The following is a 20,947-nucleotide window of genomic DNA, read 5'->3' as shown; positions in this document are numbered from 1 at the left end:
ATGGGCCAGGCGAGGCCCGAGGAGTGCGGTATGACCGAACCGGAGAGCCGGGACCCGGGCGCACGGGAGTCGCCCGCGCAACCGCGTGAGCAGGTTGATCAGCAGCGCGACGCCGAGGAAGGCGCGGAATCCGCCCGCCGGGGCCAGAACGGCGGTGCAGCTGGCGGGCCAACCGGTGCCAAGCCCGGCGGACGCCCTGTCGTCCCGAAGAGTGGTGAGCGCGGTCTTCCTCAGCCGGCTGGCGGGCACAGCAGCAAGACGATGTCGGACCCGGACGTCGTCCTCCAGATTCCGCAGATCAAGGTCGAACAGATCAATGTCGAGGTCGACAATCTGGACGCCTCTGTTTCCCTGCGAGCCCGGCTGGGCAGCCTGCTCCAGCTCGACGTGGGCGTACAGGCGCATCTGGGCACGGTGAAGATCGACATCAGGGGCGTCGAGGCAGAGGCGATGCTCGAGGTGCGACTCGACGAGCTCCGGGGCATTCTCGACAGCGCCCTCCGCACAATCGAGCGCAACCCTCAGATCATCGAGTCGTTGGTGAAGACGGTGGACACGGCGGTGAACCAGGTCGGGCAGACAGCGCAGGAAGCGCTGGGACCCAATGGGCCGCTGTCGCAGACGCTGCAGCAGGCCACCCAGCAGCTCGGTCAACAACTCGGACAGGCGACGCAGCAGCTCGGGCAGACCACCCAGCAACTGGCCCAGAACAAAGGGACGGCGGCTGGCGGCGCTGTGGAGGGTCTCGGCACCGCGCTGGGCGGGTCTCCGGCCCGAGCGGCGTGGCAACGGATGAAGAAGACAGTCCACAGCAATCGGCCGCTGAGGCAGGTCACGACGCGGCTAGCAGGGCCGCAGGGGCAGCAGCCGCAGGGCTGACCGACGTCTGCCGTTGGTGGTGGCATAGCAGCTGGCCACGTCACGCCACTGCATCCTCGGCGGGGTCACGATTGGCCCAGGTTGGTGACCAGGTTGACGGCGACGGCCAGAATGCCAGTTCCGAAGGTGTAGGAGAGCAGCGCGTGCCCGAGCGCGACCCGGCGCACGCGGTTGCTTGTCGGTTCGTTCTCGCCCGGGGCGTAGGACATGCCGACCGTGAAGGCTATGTACGCGAAGTCGGAGTACGCCGGCGGCTCTTCCCGCTTGAAGTCGATGCCGCCATCGTCGCGGTAGTACAGCCGGGCGTACTTGAACGCGAAGACCGTATTCACCAGCGCCCACGCCAGGACCACCGCGACGACGCTGAGGATCACCAGCGTGACAGCCACCATGTCCTGCTGGTTCGAGGCGCGGACGAGCGCCTCGGCCACGGCGGCGAGGCTGATGGCGGACGCGATCAGGATCGCCGCATCGGTGGAACTGGATTGCTGCTCCGCCTCGGCAAGCTGCTCGGTACGCCTTGGGCTCGCCGACCAGCAGGCCCGCCACACCCAGACGAGGATCGCCCCCGCCGCGAACGTCCAGATCACCAGCGGCGTCAACTCCGGCGCACCGATCAGCGCGGTGGCGGCCCCTGCGACGACACCGACGGCTAACGACCACAGGGCACGCCTGACCGACAGCAGTCGTCCCCGCGCCGGCCGTCCCGAATGCTGCTCCACTTGATCAGCGTTCCAGTTCGAACGGATCATGTAGGGAATACCCGAAGCGATTACCGGATCAGGTCGTGAATATCCTGGCGAGAACCCGCTGGACTCCCAACGGACCCGCCGGTTCAGGGCTGATACTGACCGCGGGTGCGGGGCAGCCACTGGGGATGGTGGTCGCGCAGGTACCCCACCAGCCCCTCGCGCAGGTCGCAGCGCAGGTCCCAGGCGCTGGCGCCGTCGGCGGCCGAGGCCTGCACCTCGATGACCACCGTCTGCGGGGTGGAGTCGACCATCTGGAGCACCCACTGGTCGCGATCCCACAGCGGCGAGGACTCGACTATCCGGCGTGCCTCCCGGCGCAGGTCGTCCAGGTCGGCGGTGTGGTCGACATGAATCTGGACTTTACCGACGACCCGGGACTCGTTCCGGGTCCAGTTCTGAAACGGCCGCTCGGTGAAGTACGTGGTCGGCAGGATGAGCATCCGCTCGTCCCAGAGCCGGATCACCACGTTTGTCAGCTTCACCTCCTCGACCCGGCCCCATTCGCCGTCGACCACCAGCACGTCGCCGACATGCAGACCGTCGGCGAAGGCGACTTGGACACCGGCGAACGCGTTGCCGAGCGCGGTACGGGCGGACAGGCCGATCAACGCGCCGACCACTCCCGCCGACGTCAACACGGAGACGCCGAAGAGGCGTACCGGCCGGAAGGTGATCAGGATCAGGCCGATGGCGACGATCGTGACCACGGCGACGGTGAGCCGCCGCACGGGGCGGATCTGGGTGCGAGCCCGCCGGACCCGCCGACTGGCGACCGCGTCATCCCGCAGTCGGCTGAACGCGACAGCCTCGGCGACGTGCAACGCCTTGATCACCAACCATGCCCCGGACACGACCAGGGCCACCAGGACCGCGTGCCGCAGATGACCCTGCCATCCGGTCGGTCTCAACGGCAGCGCGTAGTTCAGCGCCCCGACCAGCAGGACCGCCGCCGCCGGGCGGCGGCAGGCGCGCCGCATCGGCTCCAGTAGCCACTGGTAACGGCCACGGGCTACGCGGCGGACCAGCACGCCGGAGATCAGGTCCACGACCACCGCCGCCGCCAGCGTGGCTACTACGATCAACGCGGTACGCATCAGAGGCCGCTCACCGTAATCCCGACGCCAGCTTCCCCGGGCTCCCTGCCCAGTCCACGTGCCCAGGGTGCCATCCCACTTGGTGATGGGCGGCGAAGATGGCAAACAACCGCTGACGGCCAGCGGCCCTGCGGCGCATCCGATTTCGCCCCGAGGACACTTTTGCCGCCTTATTCTGACCTCATCCCGGCCGGTCGACGCCGGGTCCGAGTCGGGGGATTGAGACCTTGAAAGAATCTGAGGGTGCGGACAAAGGCTCCATGCCAGGCGGCGGGTCGTTCGACTTCTTTGTTGTCAACATTTCCAGCGAGACACTGACCGGAAACGTCACCTGGACCGGCGGCAGCAGGTCCGAGAGCCTGGACGTCGACGGCTTGGCGCCCGCCACCATGTCGCAGTTGCAGTCCTTCTCGCCGCAGTCCGGCAAGAACGACTACTGGCAATGGTCGGAAAAGGGCGAGCAGTACAAGCTCAACGTGTACGACAAAGACCGCTACGCCGCCGTGATTATCAGCGACTACGGCATCGGCGTTCTGGTAACCAACACCAGCCCCGGCACCTGGGCCTGGTGACGCGATCTGAACGGGAGAGCGTCAGTCTCGGCGGAAGCTTGCCAGGGCTAGTCGTTGGAAAGTCTCGGTCTCGTTCCACTGGCTGTCCTGGGTGATCCAGGACAGGCTGTAAGCGCGGATCTTGTCCTCGTTGACCAACAGCCGGCGGACGTGCAGCCGCTCACCGCCGGCCTGGTCGCAGGTGTACTCCCACTCCGCGGCGCCGCCCGGGCGGATGACCGGCCCGATGCTGACCTTCTGGTAGCCGGCCAGCGCCCCGGTGTTCAGCGCGTCGCGCTCCGCGGCCTCCCACCGCTGCGACGGTACGGAGGAGGCTGTGGCGGCGGGGTCGACGGCGATGGCCCGCACCTCGGCGGGGTCGCGGAAGCACACCAGTGCGCCCTCGGTGTGCCGGGTCCATCCGTCGGGCACCGCCACCAGAAAGCCGGCGGGGTCCTGGTGCCACGCCCACCCGTTCGGTAGGGCGTACGGCGGCCGCACACCGGGCTCATGCAGCGGCTCGGCCGTACCGGAGGCGGCATCGTCCAGGCAAGGGTGGGCCGGCGTCGCCGCCGTCGACTCCACCGCGCCGGCCGCCGCGCCGCCCGGTTCGGCCGCCGGAGGGCTGTCCTGGCCGCGCAGGCCGCCGATGACGGCGCCGGTTGCCGTGCCGACGACGACCACGACCGCCAGCAGGCCCGTCACGGCGCCGGCGAACACCCAGCCGGTCGTCCGATCGCGGGCGGTTGGCGCCAGAACCGGAATGACCATGGTGTTGGCCGCGTCCGCGGCGATCGGGGCCGTCGGCGGCACGGTCCGCGGCCGACGGCGGGACGTGGCGCGCACAGCCCGCCAGCGGCGCGCACGGGGCGTCGGCACGGGCTGGATGGGTATGGTCGCCGCGGCCATCTGCTCCAACTGGTCGCGGGCCTCCTGGGCGGTCAGCCGTTGGCGGGGGTTGCGCAGCAGGAGCCCGGTGATCACGGGTTCGAGCGGCCGGACGGTCATCCGGTCCGGCGCCTCGGTGGCCAGGGCGGCAAGCATGGCCAGGGTCGAGGGCCGATCCCACGGCGGGCGGCCCTCCGCGGCCAGGTAGAGCGTCGCGCCGAGGGCCCACAGGTCGGTGGCGGGGGTGGACCTCCCGTCGCGTGCACACTCCGGTGCGACGTACTGGATCGCCGACAGGGTCGCCGTCGTGACGGTCGCCGGATCCCGGGCGTCGAAGATCGACAGACCGAATCCGCCCAGCATGACCCGCCCATCGTCGGCGAGCAGTACGTTGTGCGGCCGGACCTCCCGATGCATCACTCCCACCGCGTGGGCGGCACTCAGTGCGGCAATCAGGTGCAGCCCGACCCGCGCCACCTCGGCCGGTGCCAGCGGACCGTCGGTGGCAACCACTTCGGACAGGGACCGGGAGGGTACGTGCTCCATGACGAGCCACAGGTATCCGTTGGTGCTCAGCACGTCCCACACCCCGACCACGCCCGAATGATCCAGGCCGGCCAGGCCGCGTACCTCCCCGAGCGTTCTGTCCCGTAGCCGGGACCGCTCGGCGTCGCTCACCCACCCCGGCAGGGCGATCTGCCTGAGCGCGACGTGCCGGTCGAGCACCTCGTCGCGGGCCAGCCAGACGCGTCCCGGGGTCGCGGTGTCCCCCATCAGCAGGAGCCTGCGGTACCGGCCGGCGAGCAACTCGTCATCCATGTGAGTGATTCGGAGCGGTCCGCCGTCCGGATGGGTGGAGGTGACGGACCGGGCCGGCCGCGGGTGTGCCGGCCCGGCTGTGCTCAGCTCAGCTTGACGGTACCCAGGATCTGAGTGGGGGTGACGGAGCCACCGACGGGCTCGTTGGACACCCCGAACGTGCCCGCGTCGGCGACCGGGCCGATGACCATGGTCGACGCCCGGTCCCCCTCGGCGAGCTGTCCCACCTTGCGGGGCTCGCTGCCACGGATGAGCCAGAGCTCGTAGATCCGCCCGGCACCGGGCGCGGGCAGGTCGCGCAGCAGCACCACACCGCGATCGCGGTCACGGGAGACCACCACTGTGGCGGCGCCGCCGGGCTGCAACGGCCGCTCGAACACCCGGGCGTCCGGGGCGTCCAGAACGGCGGCGATCTGCCGAGCCTGAGCGCTGCTGGCCTGCTCGTCGCTGATCCGATCGTTGCTGACGGTCCAGGTCACCGCGCTCGCGCCGCCGGCCAGGAGCACGGCCGCGGCGGCAGCCACGGTGAGCTGTCGCCACCTGCCTGCCCGCCGTCCGCCACCGGCGCCCGCAGCGCTGACGCGCAACTGGGGAGTCCGGGCCACCTGGGCGAGGGTCCGCTCCCGCAACGCCGCCGGGGTCGCCTCGACGTCGGTCTCGTCGGCGAGCCGCGCGACGGTCTCCCGCAACTCGGCCACCTCGTCGCGACACGGCTCGCACTCGGCCAGGTGCCGCTCGAACGCGGCCCTCTCGACGTCGTCAACCGCGTCCAGGACGTAGGCGCCAGCGAGGGTGTGCACATCGGCACTCATGCCCGTCCCCCCATTTCGATGCCCAGGCAGTCGCGCATCCGGATCAATCCGTCGCGCATCCGCGTCTTCACCGTCGGCAGCGGTGTCTGCAACTTTTCGGCGACCTCTCGGTAGGTGTGACCGCCGTAGTAGGCCAGGGTCACCGACTCTCGCTGCACCGGGGTCAACCGGTCCAGGCACCGGCGGACCTGTTCCCGCTCCAGGCGGGCGGTGACATCCTCGACCACCTCGTCGTAGGGAACGTGTTGCTCGGTCGCGGCGACCTGCAGGACCCGGTTGGTGTGGGCCTGTTCGGAGCGCACCCGGTCCACGGCGCGGCGGTGCGCCATGGTGAGGATCCACGCCGAGGCGGAGCCGCGGCCGGCGTCGAAGCGGCCGGCGGTGCGCCACACCTCGACCATCACCTCCTGCGTCACCTCCTCCGCCTGCGCCGGATCGCGTACGACCCGCCGGGCCAGCCCGAGGACCCTGCCCGCCATGGCGTCGTACAGCGTGGCGAACGCCGCCTCGTCACCGCGCGCCACTCGCGGCAGCAACTCGTCGGCGTTCGGTGGGGTCGCCGTGTCCGGCGGCACCGAACGCAACCGCCGTGCCTGTTCCGGGTCACCGCTCATTCTCGGCCTGTCCTCTCCTGTGCTGGCGACGGTTCGGTGTGCCGCGGTGTACTCGGTGCTCAGGCGGGATGAGCGTGGGCAAGGCGCGCGTAGACGATGACATTGTCGCGGTAGTGCTGGGTGGTGTCGTCGAACTCGCCGCCGCAGGTGATCAGGCGTAGCGCCGCGTGGTCGGTCGCCCCGTACACCTCAGCTGTGGGAAAGCGGTCCTTGGGATACTGCTCGACCTTGCTGACGGTGAACATCGCGGTGCTGCCGTCCTGCCGGTCGACGGTGATCCCGGCGCCGACGGGCAGCGTGCCCAGGTCGAAGAACGTCCCGCGGCGGCCCTTCCAGTTGACGTGCCCGGCGAGCACGGCCGGGCCGAGAGCGCCGGGCGTCGGCGCCTTGGTGAACCAGCCCACGTCGGTGGCGCTGTCCGGAACCTGCATCGCACCGTCCGCCTCTAGGCCGAGGGCGACGATCGCGGCGGTGGCCTTCAGCGACGGGATCGACACCCGCGTCGGCGGCGAGCCGGCCATCAGCGGTCCCGAGGTCAATTCGCCCGGCCCGGTCGCCGGGACAGCAGACGCGTTCGCGGCCGATGCCGCAGCGGACGCGTCGGGTCGGGGTGGGTCTCCCCCGCGACCGGCGACGGCGAGACCGATCGTCAGGGCCGCCGTCACGGTGAGGATGCCGGCCGCCGCCGGGAGCGCGTGGCGCCCCCGGCGACGGTCGGCCGGCACTGGTGCGTCGCCGGTGTCCAGCACGACTGCCTCCGGCTCAGCGCTCGCCGGCGAGCCGGCGGCGCGCGACGACCGCACCGGCTGCGCCGAGCAGCGCGAGGCCACCCACGGCGTACATCATCATCGGCGATCCGCCGGAGGTGCTGCCGTCGCCGGTGGCGACACCCCCTGCGGGTACGGAGCCGGCGGCCGCGCCGCTGACCATGCCGCACGTCGCGGGGTCGGTGGCCTCGGCGGGGATGTCGTTGACGCCGACGGACTTGGCGAACGTCGACTCCCCGAGCGCTTCCATGTCGTACTTGCCGTTCTTGTTGGCGTCGATGCCGTGCTGCACGAGGTGCAGGTCCTTCAGGTGCTCGATCGTGCCCTTGGGCAGGTCAGCGGCGGGGATGGTGCGCTCGTAACTGAGGTTGCCCTTCGCGTCGGCCGTCGGCATCCGGTCCACCGCCAGGCCGCTGGCCTTTGTGGTGTCTCCGGTGGTGGTCAACGAGATGAAGATGTCCCCGTACATCTTGAGGCCCTCTTCGGTGCTGACGTAACCGTTGCCGTTCGCGTCGGCGGACTTGTCCGGGCAGTGGAAGTCCATACCGTTGGCCGCGCCGTGCACGTGCTGGGCGTGCGGCGAGTTCGGCGTCATGCCCTTCGACCGGATCATGACCTTGAGGTCACCGCCGCTCGTCGCGGTCAACGTCGCGGTGCCTGTCGCGCCGGTCTCGTTGAGGTCCTGCAACTGGACCTGCACGCTCTCGTCGGCGTGGGCGACGCCCGGGAACGCGAGGATCAGCGCGGCCGCGGGCACGGCAAGCAGGGCTCGGGACAATTTCACAACGAATCTCCGTCTCCGCCTGGGTACGGCGTTGATGCTCAGCTGTTGTCGTGAGGGATTCGTCGCCTCCCGGCCAGCGGATTGGTCCCGGCCCGGATTTTTTTTCGGCCCAGACGGTGACCCGTCGGACCACAGCAGGTCAGGTGATGGTGACTGTGGTGCTGTGCCAGCCGGTCGCGCCGTCGGGGAAGGGCGCTGCGCGTTGGCCGTTCTGGGTGGCGCCGGTGGCGTCGGTGGCCCGTACGCGCAGGGTGTGGCTGCCGGGGGTGGCGTCCCAGCGGTAGGTCCACTGCCGCCACAGGTCCGGTGAGGGCCCATCGGCGAGGCGGGCCGGCCGCCACGGCCCATCGTCGATCTGCACCTCGGCGGCGGTGATCCCGCGACGTTGCGCCCAGGCGACACCGGCGATCATGACAGGGCCGGCGCGCCGTTGGGCGAAGGGTTTCGGGGTGTCGATGCGGGACGCGGTCTTGACCGGTGCGTCAGCGGCCCACCCACGCTGCACCCAGTAGGGATCGAACGCGTCGAAGGTGCTCACCTGCAGGGAGGTGAGCCACTTGCAGGCGCCGACGTAGCCGTAGAGGCCGGGGACGAGCATGCGAACGGGGAAGCCGTGTTCCAGGGGCAGGGGTTCGCCGTTCATGGCCACGGCCAGGAGCGCGTCGCGGCCGTCGAGGATCGCGTCCAGCGGGGTGCCGATGGTCATGCCCTCCACGGAACGGCTGACGAGCTGGTTCTGCCCGGCGCGGATGCCCGCCTCGCGTAGCAGCGGCGCCAGCGGGACCCCTGTCCAGCGGGCGGTGCCGATGTAGGGACCGCCGACCTCGTTGGAGACGCAGTTGAGGGTGATGTCGCGCTCCACCACGCCGCGGGCGAGGAGGTCGTCGAATGTCCAGGTGCGGGGCCGGTCAACCGCTCCGTCCAGGGTCAGCCGCCAGGTTTTCACGTCGACCTGCGGGACGGTGAGGGCGGTGTCGACCCGGTAGAAGTCCCGGTTGGCTGTGAGAAACGGCGAGACCCCGTCCACGCCGGCGGTGACGCCACCGGGTAGCGGCGGCGCGGGTTGCGCCGGCGGCGGTATGCGGACGCCGGCGCGGGAACGGGCGCCTACCGCGCTGCGGCGACCGACAGTCTGGCCGATGGTTGCCGTGGCGCCGGCGGCGAGCGCTGTCCCCGCCGCCGTGACCAGGAACTGGCGGCGGTTGAGAAGCCGAGACCGGCTCGACTCCGTGGCCGTGACCGTCCGAGCCGCGCGTACCAACAGCAGCATCGCGGCGATCCCCACACCGACACCCGCCAGTACCGGCAGGACGTCCACCGGCGTCGCGGTCGGGCGGGACAGGACGGCGGCGACACCGACAGCAGCGAACACCGCGAGGCCGGCGAGACCGTAGCGGCGTCGTCGTATCGCTAGCGCGCCGAGCACCACCGCGCTCAGGGCCAGCAGGGCGTAGACGCCGGCGAGGAGGGCGATCTTGTCGCTGGCGCCGAAGGTGCGGATGGCGAAGGCCTTGACCGGTTGCGGCGCCAGGTCGACGGCGACACTACCGACTGCCAGCACCGGGCCGGCGGCCGGATCGACAAGCGCCGCGACGAGATGCGCCACGCCGAGGGCAACCCCGGCGGTCAGCACGCCGACGAGGAGGCCGCGGGCGGCGGTCGCGCTCCGGGACGGCCCCGGCCGGCGAGTCGCCGGCCGGGGCTCGTTGGTGGTGGACACCATCAGCTCTTGGGCATCAGGACGCTGTCAACGATGTACACGGTGGCGTTGGCCGTCGAGACGTTCCCACAGACCACCATGGAGCTGCCGTTGACGGTGAACGAGGTACCACCGCCGGTCACCGTGACGTCGTCACCCTGCAACGTCTTGTGGGTGCCGGCCAGGGTGTCCGGGGACAACTGGGTCGTCACCACGTGGTAGGTCAGGATCTTCTTCAGCATGGCGTCGTCGGCCAGGACCTTGTCCAGGTCCGCCTTCGGAAGCTTGGCAAACGCGTCGTTGGTCGGCGCGAACACCGTCACGCCCTGCGCGCCGTTGAGCGAGTCCACCAGGTTGGCCTTCTTCACCGCCGTCACCAGCGTCGACAGCAGCGGATTGCCGGACGCGGCGGTGGCCACCGGCACCTTCGTCATCGCGTCGAAACTTCCTGGGTTGGACGGATCGGTCGGCACGGCCGCACATCCCGGGCCGAACTGACCCGACATCATCATCGACGGCGAGGCCGAGGCCATCGGTGCGCTGGCGGACGTGCTCGGCATGCCGCTGGCGGTGTCCTCGCTGTCGGTACCGCCGCAGGCGGACAGGGCCAGCACGGCGATCACGCCGACGGTGGCAAACAGGCGCCGCTTCATACGAACTCCTCAGATGCTTGTACTCGATTGCTGCTGTCATGAGGCATTCGAGGCCGACCCACAGACGGATGGGCACAAGATCGGAATTCTTTGCCGGCGACAATGACGGGCGCCGGGTCAGGGCACGTTGACCCCGCCTTTGGTAAGTAGTAGCTTACCGTTCGTGGGGACTTACCAAGCTGATGATGGGTGGGACGCGCTCGGCGATCCCACGAGGCGCGCCATCATCGCGTGCCTGGCCGAACGACCCCGCGCCGTCGGCGAACTCGCCGAAGTCCTGCCGATCAGCAGGCCAGCGGTTTCCCAACACCTCAGAGTGCTCAAAGACGCCGGCCTCGTCACCGACCGCGCCGCCGGCACCCGCAGGGTCTACCGGCTCAACCCGGCAGGTGTCGCCGCCCTTCGAGACCAGCTCGACACGTACTGGAACCGCGCCCTCACAGGCTTTCAGGACGCGGCCGAAAGACCCACCGAGGAGGAGTCATGACCGAAACCGCCGAGGTCGTCGTGCGCCGGCACGTCATCGTGCAGGCACCCATCGAGCGAGCCTTCACCGTGTTCACCGAACGGTTCGGCGACTTCAAACCGCGCGAGCACACCCTGCTCAGCGCCGGGACCGCCGAGACCGTCTTCGAACCGAAGGTCGGCGGCCACATCTACGATCGCAGCGCCGACGGCGAAGAGTGCCGGTGGGCCCGGGTGCTGGCCTACGAACCCCCGAAACGCGTCGTGTTCAGCTGGGACATCAGCCCGACCTGGCAGGTCGAGAGCGACCTGGCCAACACCAGCGAGGTCGAGGTCACCTTCATCGCCGAAACCCCGGAGCGCACTCGGGTCGAGTTGGAGCACCGCAACCTCGACCGGCACGGCCCCGGCTGGCCCGCGGTCCGCGACGGCGTCGCCCACGACGAAGGCTGGCCGCTCTACCTTGCCCGGTACGCCAACCTGTTCGTCGAGGACAACTGAGGCGAGGACCGCGACGCCGACGACGCCGGTCGGCCCGTAGGAAGCGCCCGCCGCGACGGGCCACCTCCCACCGGGTTACCCGACCGGGGTCGCTGCGCTAGGGCCTGTGTCGAGGTCCTCGGTCGAGCCGAGGCGGAGTCCGGGGCTTTGACACAGGCCCTAGAGGCCCAGGCTGCGCAGGGTCGGCACGGTCTGGCCCACCCAGGCGAGGTCGGCGTCCTCGCGGGCGCCCTGGGTACGTTGTGTACCGGCCAGGAACCACAGGAAGTAGGTGGTGTAGCCGGGTGCGCTGACCACCGTGTGGTACCCCTCGGGCATCATCTGCATCACATGATCGCGGATGGTGACGTTCTCCTCGTACCCCTCGTCGGTGTAGACCCGGCTGATGCCGAACCCGTCCGCCGGGTTGACGCGGTAGTAGTACATCTCCTCGTGTGCGGCCTCGGCGGGCAGGTCATCGACCTTGTGCCGGTGCGGCGGGTAGGTGCTCCAGTTGCCCGAGGGCGTGTAGGTCTCCCCGACGATGAGCCGGCGGGCGGGCAGCTCCGGTTGGGCGACCTCGGTGAGGATCTGGTGGTAGGTGCGGCCGAAGTTGGCCGCTCCCCAGTTGCCGGTCGCGACCTGCTCCGGCGCGATGACATAGGGGTCGGTGGCCAGGTCGCTGGGCGCGCTCGGTAGCGCTATCTCCACGGCGGTCACGGCCTCGACGGTCACCGAGGAGCCGGCCGGGATGTAGACGGAGTGCGGCTTGCCGGAGAAGACGTCCGGACGCTGGCCGACCTGCGGGAAATGGTGATCGGCGACGGTGAAGTTGGCGGTGCCGCCGAGGATGACGGCCAGGATCTCCCGGTCACCGGACACGCCGGTCCAGGACTCGCCGGCCGAGAGCCGCAGCAGGGTGAAGTCCAGCAGTCGGCAGGGGTTGAAGGGCAGCGTGTTCCGGCCGTCGGCGGCGGGAATGGCGCAGTGGTAGCGGTAGTCCATGGTCACCTTTCGGAGGATGCGGGGCGGTGCGGGTCGGTCCTGGCTGTTACCAGGGGCTGGTCCAGCCAGAGATCGTGGCACGGGTGAGGGCTTCCAGGTAGAAGTAGTCGCCCCACAGGGTTCCCTCGTCGACGCCGACGTCCTTGGGTTTGTCGTAGACGCCGTGCAGGAGCAGCGCGTTCGAGGCCGAATGGCCGCCGGTGGAGTAGCGCTCGATGAGCGAGCGCAGGATCTCGGCGGCGGCTGTCCGGTACCGATCGGCGCTGGCCGGGTCGGTGAGGCTGTCGGCGAGTTCGTGCAGGCCGCAGACGGCGATGGCCGCGGCCGAGCTGTCCCGCTCCTGGCCGCTGCCGTCGCCGAACTCCAGGTCCCAGTACGCGACGTGGTCCTCGGGCAGGTGGGCGAGGAAACGGTCGGCGCAGGTCTTCGCGGCGGCGAGCAGCGCGGGGTCGCCGATGTGCCGGTGGTTGAGGCTGAAACCGTAGATGCCCCAGGCCTGTCCGCGGGCCCAGCAGGAGTTGTCGGCGTGGCCCTGTTCGGTCTCGCCACGCAGTGGCACACCGCTGCCCGGATCCCAGTAGAAGGTGTGGAAGGTGGTGCCGTCCGGGCGCAGGATGTGCTGGCGCAGTTGCTCGGTGTGCCGGCGGGCCGCGGCGGCGTAGCGGTCGTCGCCGGTGGTCTGGCTGGCCCAGAAGAGCAGCGGCGTGTTCATGAGGCTGTCGATGATGGTGCGGCCCCGTTGGCGGGGGTCGTTCAGGTCGCCCCAGGCCTGGATGATGCCGGCGGGTTCGAGGACGCGCGTCATCAGGTGGTCTGCGGCGGCGAGAGCCGCGCCTCGGGCCCGCGGATCGCCGGTACGGCGGGCCGGGGTGACGCAGGAGAGGGTGTAGAGGAATCCGAGGTCGTGGGTGTCCAGGTCGATGCCGCTGTCCACCCGATCCGCGAAGCTGCCCACATGGGACAGTGCTGCCCGCAGGTGGCGGTCGTCACCGGTCAGGTCGTGCGCCAACCAGAGCTGACCGGGCCAGAAGCTCGTGGTCCAGCCGACGTTGCCGCCCTCGGGTTGGCCGGCGGTCGGTGGTCGCAGCGGGTAGCGGTTGGCGTCGGTGGTGTCCGCGGGGTACCGGTCGCCGAAGGTGGCGATGTTCGCGTCGACGGTACGTATCGCGGCGGCCACCGCGGCCGCCGTGGCCTCTGCGTCGGAGCTGGGACGGACGTCGGTCGCCGTCATGGATGCTGTTCTCCCTCGTGGGTCCGGTCCGGTGCCGGGCAGGTGTGTCATCGGCGTCCCGGCTCGGTGGCCGGGACGTGGTGGTCAGGTGCGCTGGGGTGCGGCCGTCGGTGGGTCGAGGGCGGCGCGCACTGTGAAGCGGCTGTTGGCCCAGACGACGTAGAGCAACGGCGCGGCGGCGAGGCCGAGCGCGATCGCGGGGCGGGCCGCCAGGAGCTGGACGAGCAGCACGAGCACGAGCAGGGACACGGCGGTGAGGTACCACCGGCGCACCGCCAGATACACGCAGGTACGGGCCAGCTCACGCAACCGCGCGGTGGGTTGGTCGGCGAGGGTCACCAACCCGAGCAGCGTGGTCGCGACGGTGAGGACGATCAGGGTCGCCAGCACCGGCAGGGCGAGTGCTCCGACCCGGTGGCCCCATGCGGCGCGGGCGTCGACGGCGAGCACCACCAGGGCGGTCATGGCCGCTGCCGTCCAGAGCATCGCTGGCCGGGCGGTGGCTCGCCAGGCGCGGCCGTAGGTGCGCAGGACGCCGCCGGTGTCGCCGGCCGAGTAGGCGGACATGACGGCGAAGGCCGCACAGAGCCCGGGCGCGCAGAGCGGTGCGGTCAGCGCGTAGAGCGGCCAGGAGCGCGCCGCGTCGGTGGTGAACGCGAGCGTCACCAGTGGCAGGCAACCGAGCACCAGCAGCAGGTTGGTGACGAGCGCGACGTAGAACCCGTCGAAGACGGCGGTGATGGTGTGGTGGCGCGAACGCATGGGCCTCAACCCTTCAGTCCGGTCGAGGCAACGCCCTCGATGAAGTAGCGCTGGCCGAGCAGGAAGATGACAGCGACGGGCAGCACGGACAGCACCGAACCCGTCATGATCAGCGCATACTCGGCGTTGTACTGGGAGATGAAGGTGTTCAGCCCCAACTGGACGGTGCGCAGTTCCGGACTGCGCAGGTAGACGAGCGGGCCGAGGTAGTCGTTCCAGGTGGTCGTGAACATCAGCAGGGCCAGACTGGCGAGCGCCGGCCGGGACAGCGGCAGAATGATCCGTCGGTAGATGCCGTACTCGCTGAGCCCGTCGACCCGCGCCGCTTCGCTGAGTTCCTCGGGGATCGTCTCGTAGAACTGCTTCATCAGGAACACGCCGATCGCGCCGAACGCCTGGATCGCGACGATCGACCACAGCGTGTTCGACAGGTGCAGCTTCGACATGAGGATGAACTGCGGGATCATGTACGACTGCCAGGGCACCGCGATCGTCCCGACGTACGCCAGGAAGAGCAGGTTGCGGCCGGGGAAGCGGACGCGGGCGAAGCCGTAGGCCGCGAAGCTGCCGGTGAGCACCTGCAGGAAGGTGACGATCACCGACAGCAGCAGGGTGTTCCACAGCCACGTCGTCATGTCCGAGCGCTGCCAGATGTCGACGTAGTTTCGCCACACCACCGGATCGGGGAGCCAGGTGATCGGGATGGTGAAGACGTCGTTGTTCGTCTTCAACGACGCCACCACCATCCAGAAGAACGGCAGCAGCAGCCCGGCCGCCGCGAGCACGAGAGCGGCGTACCCGAGGAGCCGCCAGGCCCGGGACCTGACACGTCGGGCGGACGTTCCGCGGTTGCCGGGCGCGGCGACGGCCGCGGTGGGCAGGGAGAGGTCGGTCGCGGTCATCAGCTGTTCCTCCGCTTGTTGACCATGAACTGGATGACCGTGATGCCGAAGCAGATGCCGAACAGGACGATGGAGACCGCCGAGGCGTAGCCGAACTGGTTCTCCTCGAAGCCCTTCTGGTAGATGTACTGCGAGAGCACAAGTGTCGACTGGCCCGGTCCACCGCCGGTCATCACGAGGATGAGGTCGAAGACCTTGAAGCTTTCGATGGTGAGCAGCACCGTGACGAAGAAGGTCGTGGTTCGCAACCCGGGCAGGGTCACGTGCACGAACCGCTGCCACGGTGAGGCGCCGTCGGTCTCGGCCGCCTCGTAGAGCTGGGCCGGGATGGTCTGCAGGCCGGCCAGGAACAGCAGCATGTAGTAGCCCATGTACCGCCAGGTGCCGACGATGATGACCGCCGGCATCGACCAGGTCGCCGACGCGGTCCAGCCCGGCGGATTGTCCACCCCGACGGCACCGAGGAGAGCGTTGATCGGGCCGTACTCCGGGCTGAACAGCTGGTTCCAGACGACGGCGATCGCCACGATCGAGGTGATGTAGGGGAAGAAGGCGATGGTGCGGAAGAACCGTACGCCGCGCAGTTTTCGGTTGAGCAGCAGCGCCAGCCCGAGTGCCGCCGCGAGGGTCAGCGGGATGTGGAAGACGGCGTAGTAGACGGTGTTGCGCAGTGCGGTCCAGAAGCTCGAGTCGTCCCACATCCGCCGGAAGTTCGCGGTGCCGGTCCACTCGGCCACCCCGAAGACGTTCCAGTTGGTGAACGCCACGTAGAACAGCACGACGACGGGTAGCAGGGTGAGCAGGGCGAAGCCGAGGAAGTTGGGAAGGATGAACGACCAGCCGGCGACCGTGTTGCGCGACACCAGCCGCCGGTTCCTGGGTCTCGTGCGCGGCAATGTTGCCATAGGGAGTCTCCGGAAGCGTTCAGCATGGCGGCGGGACCGGCGTGCGGCTCAGGCGCGCCGGGCCCGCCATCAGCTCACTGGTTGAGGACTTCGTTCTTGGCGCGGGTCTGCGCCTTGCTCAGCTCCTCGTCGACGCCCTTGCTGTCGGAGAGGATCGCCGAGTGCGTCTCGTTGAGGAGGTTCTGCAGGCCGGCGGTGTGCTTCGACACCGGGTTCTCCGGCTTGATGGTGTGCTTCGAGTAGGCGAACTTCGACAGCTCGTCCTGCGGTACGCCGTCCAGCCCGAACAGCGACGTGGTGACCGCGTCGGTGACCTGGGCCGGGGTGATGCCGATCCCGGCAAGCGCCTTGCCGGCCTCCGGGCCGGCCGCGTACTTGAGGAAGTCCTTGGCCGCGGCGGTCTTGGACTTGCTGATCTTCGGGTTGATCCCCAGGCCGGTCGGGTCACCGAAGGTGACAGGCGTGGCGGAGGTGCCGGTGGTGGACTTGTCGAACTGCGGCGCCGGGGCGATACCCCACTGGAACTTGTCGGCGTCACCGCTCGTTCGCTGGTTGAGCAGCGTGGCCACGTACCAGGTGCCCATCAGCAGCATCGCCGACTGCTGCTTGCCGAACTGCGCCTGGTAGGTGAGCTTGTTGGTCTTCGCCGTGCCGAAGGTCGGCTGCGCGCCGGCCGCCTGCAGGTCCAGTGACCGCTCGTAGTACGGCTTCAGGAAGCCGAAGTCCCCGGAGAGCAGGTCCGCGTTGGGGGTCTGGGCGAGCGCGAATCCCTGCACTGTCGACTGGAAGGTGTGCTGGTAGGCGCCTGTCGCGTTCGAGCCGGCCCCCTTCAGCCCGGTGTGCAGTCGCTTCGCCGCGTCGGTGTAGTCGTCCCAGGTCCAGCTGCCGTCCGGCGGCGTCACCTTCGCCTTGGCGAACAGGTCCTTGTTGTAGAACAACACCCACGAATCCTGCCGGTACGGCACCGCGTACGCCTTGCCGTCCACCTGGTACGACGCGAGCCCCGGGGCCGAGCCGAGACCGGAGGCGGCGTCGGAGACGTCGAGCAGCTGACCACCGCTCTGGTACGTGTAGAAGTTCTTGAGGTTCTTCATGACGTAGACGTCAGGGGCGGTGCCGGCGGCCAGGTCCGTGATCATCTGGGTGTCGTAGTCGTTGCCCGGGGCGTACTCCTTGAGCTCCACCGTCACGTTCGGGTGGGTCGCCTTGAAGCCGTCGGCGAGCGTCTTGAACTCCGGCGTGGACGCCAGGCTCCAGCCGGCCAGGGTGATCGTCACAGGGGCGTTGGGGTCGACTGGCTCGTCTCCACCCCCGCAGCCGGCGAGAACAAGCGTCAGGGCCGTCGCAGCGCTGATGACGGCCGGTATCGCACGCTTCATCCCTTTCTCCTTAACTCAGGGGCCCGGACGGGCCCGCACTGCTACCAGGACACCTGGGTGGGCCTGGCATGCTCCGTTTCCAGACGGGTCGACGTGCTGACCCCGTCGGGCCAGTCGACCGCGAGGTGGAGGCCGCGGACGTCCTCGTCGATGACGGCCTGGCCTGCCCGCCCGCCCGTTGCCACCGGCACTGTGGACAGTTCGCTGAACGTGGCGGTCCATGTGCCCGGCCGGACGGGGTAGTCCAGCCAGGGCACGACCAGCCCTCCGGCCAGGGGCCCGCCGTGCGGAACGGCGGTGGCGCCGGCCGTTCCGCCGCCGTGCACGCTTTCGAGCCAGCTGGTGAGGCCACCCCCGGCCACCGTCGTCACAGTGGCGCCGACGGTGGCCGTCGCATCTCCGGCAACGGCCCAGCCGCCGATCCGTAGCCGCAGCGCAGCGGCCTCGACACCTGCGACGAGGCTGTCGACGCGGGTCAGACGGAGCTCCCAGGGGCCGCGGACCAGCGAGTACACGGTGAGGTGTCCGGCCGGTCGGGACTGGCCCACGCGGCCGCCGCCGTGATCGCGCTGACCCGGGTCCGGGTCGACCCAGTGGGCGAGCGCACGGGACCCGGCCACACCCACGCCGTCGGTGTCGACGCGCACGGTCAGCAGGCGCATGCCGGCGCGGTGGGTGACCCGACCCGCGTCGTCGACGAGAGTGACGGACTGGTCGAGCGGGTTGGCCCAGCCGCTGTCGTCCAGGACGGGGCTGGTCGCGGTGGAGTAACCCAGACGGGCGTAGAGCGGGGAGTCCGACACGGTGGCACCCTCGACGGCGTGGTCGGTGCCGTGGTTGACGACGCGGACGATGCCGTCGGCGCGGGTGCCCGAGACCAGCCAGCCCGGCGCGTGAATCGCCCGCACCGTGTCCCGCTCCTGCACCGGCAGCGGCTCCTCGGGCGTCATCCACACCGGATGGTCGGCGGGTAGCGCGATGCCGAGCAGGCCCTTGCTGGCCCAGTACGGCGAGGCCGGCCCGGAGTACGACTGCGCCAGTCTCGGCCACGGCCCGTGCCAGCCGAGGGTGAGTAGACCGCGCTCGTCGAAGGCGTCGTTGGCGACGAAGTGGCGCACGATGCGGGTGGCCGCACCGCGCAACTGGCCGAGGCTGACCGAGGGCACGCCGGCGACCGCGCCGACCCAGAACGGCGCCGCCGCGGCGAAGCGGTAGATCAGGCTTCGTCCCTGGATCAACGGTGATCCGTCGGCGCCCACGAGCGCGACCGCGTCGCTCAGGAAGCGGTCGAGACCGGCCAGGTCCCGTTCGCGGCGCTGCTCGGCCAGGTCGGCGGCGCCGGCCATCCGGGACCACAGCGTCGGGTACACGTGCAGGGCCCAGCCCACATAGTGGTCGTAGGCGCGCTCCGGCCCGTCGGACATCCAGCCGCCCCCGCGGGCGAAGCCGTCGTGGGTGGTCAGGTCCTCGTTCATCTCGTCGAGCGAGTGCGGCCCGCCCACCGAACGCAGGAACGTCTGCACGACCAGCCGGAACCAGACCCAGTTGATCCGTGGGTACGTGTCGTCGCCGACCGCCGGGCGCAGATAGTCCACCACCCGCTCGCGCACCACGGACGGCAGCCGATCCCAGATCCACGGACGGGTCAGGTCCAGGACCAGCGCGATGGAGGCTGCCTCCACCTTCGCCTGGGGATGCTCGTCCAAGCGCACCCAGCGGTCCGGAGAGCGCGGATCGGTCCCGGCGGCGACACCGGCCGCGTACCGGTCCACGAGCTCGTCCACGCCTACGCCCCGGGCACCCGCGATGCGGAAACCGGCCAGCAGGAAGGTGCGAGCGAAGCCTTCCAGGCCATCGATGGCCCGGCCGTAACCGCCCGCCGGGCCGGGAAGGGTGACGAGGGCGTGCCCGGGCGACGCGAACGGACGGACGGCAGCGAGCATCCGGTCGGCGAGGGTCAGCCAGTCATCCCGGTTCCAGGTCGCGCCGGCAGCGGCGTCCGAGCCCGTCCCCGGCGCCATCCGGCCGGTCGCCCCGAACGTCATCCGAGGTCCTGTCGCATCGATCCGTCTCCGTGGAAGGTGGCGAGCGGGGCGTTGCCCATGAATGTGACGCGCAGGCATCCACTGGGTTTCCGAAGTAAAACGCTCACAACCGAGCAAGTCAATGCCCCTCCCAAACCGATGTGAGCACATCCGATCAGAACAACGCACGATGCCGCCGCCATAAGCGCTCTGATACGATCAGATTCGCTCACAGACGGTCTATCCGTCCGAGGAGCCATGACCCGCGCCGACCGCATCGCACTGCAAGAGCTTTCGCCGCACGAAGCGTTCCTCGGAGGTCCCCCATGACCAAGGACAGTCCTGTCGTCGCCGCGGCGGAGTCCTCCCGCGGGCCGCTTCAGGTCACCCGCCGCCAGCAACTGCTGACCGCCCTGCAACGCGACGGCTCGATGCGCGTCTCCGACCTGTCCCACGTGCTCGGCGCCGCGCCGGTCACCATCCGGCGCGACATCGCGGAACTCGCCGCCGAAGGCCTGGTTCGCCGGGTCCACGGCGGCGTCGCCCTGATCCTGCCCGACGACGGCCCCGCAGCCGACGAGACACCCGCCGCAGACCGGGCCCCGCTGGCCGGGCGCGCCCTCGGCATGCTCGTGCCCTCCCTGGACTACTACTGGCCGGACGTGGCTCGGGGCGTCGAGAGCGCCGCCCGCGAGCTTGACATGCGTGTGGTTCTGCGCGGCTCCTCCTACGACACCGAGGACGACCAGCCGCAACTGGCCCGGCTGGTGGAGCGGATGGGCGTCGACGCGCTGATCATCGCGCCGAGCATGGACACACCGACCGCCGAGCGCACCATCGAGTGGCTCGACCAGGCCGGCATCCCGGTCGTCCTGCTGGAACGCACCGCGACGGTCGGCAGCCACCACGCTGTCATGGAGTCGGTAGTCACCGACCACGCGCTCGGCGCCGCCATGGCGGTACGCCACCTCACCTCACTCGGACACCGCAAGGTCGGCTTGGTGCTCGACGCCAACAGCCCCACCAGCCAGCACGTACGGCGAGGATGGCTCGACGCCACGACCGAGTGCGGCCTCGACCCGGACGCGACAGTGGTGGCCGTGGCACCCGACGCACGGTCACCTGAGCGAGACACGGTGCTCAACGACGTCCTCGACCAGTGCCAGGCGACCGGGACGACGGCGCTGCTGGTGCACGCCGACGCGGAGGCGATCGCGCTGGTGCAGCACTGCGAGGAGCGGCACCTGTCCGTTCCCGGCGACCTCTCCATCGTGGCGTACGACGACGAGGTCGCCGGGCTCTTCAGCCCACCGCTGACCGCGGTGCGACCGCCGCGACGTTCGATCGGACGGGCCGCCGTGCGTCTCGTCGCCGACCGGCTCGCCGACCCTGACCTGCCCACCCACCGCATCGTCATCAGCCCATCACTGCGGATCCGGGAGTCGACAGCGCCGCCACCGGCGTAGGTGCTCTCGCACGGTC

Annotated in this window: 21 protein-coding genes; 5 read left to right on the top strand and 16 right to left on the bottom strand. The window is 69.9% G+C overall.

All coding sequences use genetic code 11. The features are described 5' to 3' along the window. Positions 1-30: 30 nt before the first annotated feature. Positions 31-879 carry a hypothetical protein gene (locus IW248_RS05165; RefSeq protein WP_196925900.1) on the top strand — a complete coding sequence of 283 codons (849 nt, stop codon included), beginning with the start codon at positions 31-33 and terminating at the stop codon, positions 877-879. A gap of 65 nt (positions 880-944) precedes the next feature. On the opposite strand, the gene IW248_RS05160 is transcribed toward IW248_RS05165, so the two are convergent. Beyond that, positions 945-1,601: a DUF1345 domain-containing protein gene (locus IW248_RS05160; protein WP_307787753.1), complete on the bottom strand. Its 657-nt coding sequence runs from the start codon at positions 1,599-1,601 to the stop codon at positions 945-947. A gap of 113 nt (positions 1,602-1,714) precedes the next feature. After that, positions 1,715-2,725: a mechanosensitive ion channel family protein gene (locus IW248_RS05155; protein ID WP_196925898.1), complete on the bottom strand. Its 1,011-nt coding sequence runs from the start codon at positions 2,723-2,725 to the stop codon at positions 1,715-1,717. A 227-nt stretch (positions 2,726-2,952) separates the two neighbouring features. On the opposite strand from IW248_RS05155, the gene IW248_RS05150 reads away from it, so the two are divergent. Then, entirely contained in the window at positions 2,953-3,297 is a 345-nt protein-coding gene (locus IW248_RS05150; RefSeq protein WP_196925897.1) for a hypothetical protein, read from the top strand. 21 nt (positions 3,298-3,318) lie between these two features. On the opposite strand, the gene IW248_RS05145 is transcribed toward IW248_RS05150, so the two are convergent. The 7 genes from IW248_RS05145 to IW248_RS05115 all read right to left on the bottom strand — a co-directional run bounded on the left by IW248_RS05145 (position 3,319) and on the right by IW248_RS05115 (position 10,312). After that, positions 3,319-4,983 (bottom strand): serine/threonine-protein kinase, encoded by a 1,665-nt coding sequence (locus IW248_RS05145; RefSeq protein WP_196925896.1) that lies wholly within the window; start codon positions 4,981-4,983, stop codon positions 3,319-3,321. 83 nt (positions 4,984-5,066) lie between these two features. Continuing rightward, positions 5,067-5,795 (bottom strand): anti-sigma factor, encoded by a 729-nt coding sequence (locus IW248_RS05140; protein ID WP_196925895.1) that lies wholly within the window; start codon positions 5,793-5,795, stop codon positions 5,067-5,069. Further along, a complete protein-coding gene (locus IW248_RS05135) occupies positions 5,792-6,409 on the bottom strand; it encodes a sigma-70 family RNA polymerase sigma factor (RefSeq protein WP_124820988.1) in 618 nt (205 codons plus the stop codon). The genes IW248_RS05140 and IW248_RS05135 overlap by 4 nt, the downstream gene beginning before the upstream one ends. Before the next feature lie 59 nt (positions 6,410-6,468). Continuing rightward, positions 6,469-7,158, bottom strand: a complete 690-nt coding sequence (locus IW248_RS05130) for a class F sortase (protein ID WP_196925894.1) — start codon at positions 7,156-7,158, stop codon at positions 6,469-6,471. A 13-nt stretch (positions 7,159-7,171) separates the two neighbouring features. Further along, complete coding sequence (locus IW248_RS05125; protein ID WP_196925893.1) at positions 7,172-7,960, bottom strand: GVDTG sorting domain-containing protein; 789 nt, start codon at positions 7,958-7,960, stop codon at positions 7,172-7,174. A gap of 139 nt (positions 7,961-8,099) precedes the next feature. Beyond that, complete coding sequence (locus tag IW248_RS05120) at positions 8,100-9,680, bottom strand: molybdopterin-dependent oxidoreductase (RefSeq protein WP_443673276.1); 1,581 nt, start codon at positions 9,678-9,680, stop codon at positions 8,100-8,102. A gap of 2 nt (positions 9,681-9,682) precedes the next feature. Then, a complete protein-coding gene (locus IW248_RS05115; RefSeq protein ID WP_196925891.1) occupies positions 9,683-10,312 on the bottom strand; it encodes a fasciclin domain-containing protein in 630 nt (209 codons plus the stop codon). A gap of 139 nt (positions 10,313-10,451) precedes the next feature. Between IW248_RS05115 and IW248_RS05110 the strand changes: the two genes are divergently transcribed. Next, entirely contained in the window at positions 10,452-10,799 is a 348-nt protein-coding gene (locus tag IW248_RS05110; RefSeq protein ID WP_196930045.1) for an ArsR/SmtB family transcription factor, read from the top strand. Beyond that, a complete protein-coding gene (locus tag IW248_RS05105) occupies positions 10,796-11,278 on the top strand; it encodes an SRPBCC family protein (RefSeq protein ID WP_196925890.1) in 483 nt (160 codons plus the stop codon). The genes IW248_RS05110 and IW248_RS05105 overlap by 4 nt, the downstream gene beginning before the upstream one ends. 159 nt (positions 11,279-11,437) lie before the next feature. On the opposite strand, the gene iolB is transcribed toward IW248_RS05105, so the two are convergent. The 7 genes from iolB to IW248_RS05070 form a co-directional block, all read right to left on the bottom strand. Then, complete coding sequence (gene iolB / locus IW248_RS05100; protein ID WP_231396762.1) at positions 11,438-12,262, bottom strand: 5-deoxy-glucuronate isomerase; 825 nt, start codon at positions 12,260-12,262, stop codon at positions 11,438-11,440. A 46-nt stretch (positions 12,263-12,308) separates the two neighbouring features. After that, positions 12,309-13,493: a glycoside hydrolase family 88 protein gene (locus IW248_RS05095; RefSeq protein WP_196925888.1), complete on the bottom strand. Its 1,185-nt coding sequence runs from the start codon at positions 13,491-13,493 to the stop codon at positions 12,309-12,311. Positions 13,494-13,577: 84 nt separating this feature from the next. Next, the gene (locus tag IW248_RS05090; RefSeq protein ID WP_196925887.1) at positions 13,578-14,255 is read right to left on the bottom strand and encodes a hypothetical protein; all 678 of its coding nucleotides are present in this window, start codon (positions 14,253-14,255) and stop codon (positions 13,578-13,580) included. Positions 14,256-14,260: 5 nt separating this feature from the next. After that, entirely contained in the window at positions 14,261-15,157 is an 897-nt protein-coding gene (locus tag IW248_RS05085; RefSeq protein ID WP_196925886.1) for a carbohydrate ABC transporter permease, read from the bottom strand. Further along, positions 15,157-16,020 (bottom strand): carbohydrate ABC transporter permease, encoded by an 864-nt coding sequence (locus IW248_RS05080; protein WP_307787749.1) that lies wholly within the window; start codon positions 16,018-16,020, stop codon positions 15,157-15,159. The genes IW248_RS05085 and IW248_RS05080 overlap by 1 nt, the downstream gene beginning before the upstream one ends. A 116-nt stretch (positions 16,021-16,136) precedes the next feature. Next, positions 16,137-17,441, bottom strand: a complete 1,305-nt coding sequence (locus IW248_RS05075) for an ABC transporter substrate-binding protein (RefSeq protein WP_196925884.1) — start codon at positions 17,439-17,441, stop codon at positions 16,137-16,139. Positions 17,442-17,482: 41 nt separating this feature from the next. Beyond that, positions 17,483-19,486 carry a DUF2264 domain-containing protein gene (locus IW248_RS05070; RefSeq protein ID WP_196925883.1) on the bottom strand — a complete coding sequence of 668 codons (2,004 nt, stop codon included), beginning with the start codon at positions 19,484-19,486 and terminating at the stop codon, positions 17,483-17,485. 305 nt (positions 19,487-19,791) lie between these two features. On the opposite strand from IW248_RS05070, the gene IW248_RS05065 reads away from it, so the two are divergent. Further along, positions 19,792-20,931 carry a substrate-binding domain-containing protein gene (locus IW248_RS05065; protein WP_196925882.1) on the top strand — a complete coding sequence of 380 codons (1,140 nt, stop codon included), beginning with the start codon at positions 19,792-19,794 and terminating at the stop codon, positions 20,929-20,931. Positions 20,932-20,947 lie beyond the last annotated feature (16 nt).

The organism is Micromonospora ureilytica (assembly GCF_015751765.1).
Lineage (GTDB): Bacteria > Actinomycetota > Actinomycetes > Mycobacteriales > Micromonosporaceae > Micromonospora > Micromonospora ureilytica.
The sequence above is the reverse complement of the archived record's forward strand: the minus strand, read 5'-3'. Positions and strand labels throughout refer to the sequence as shown.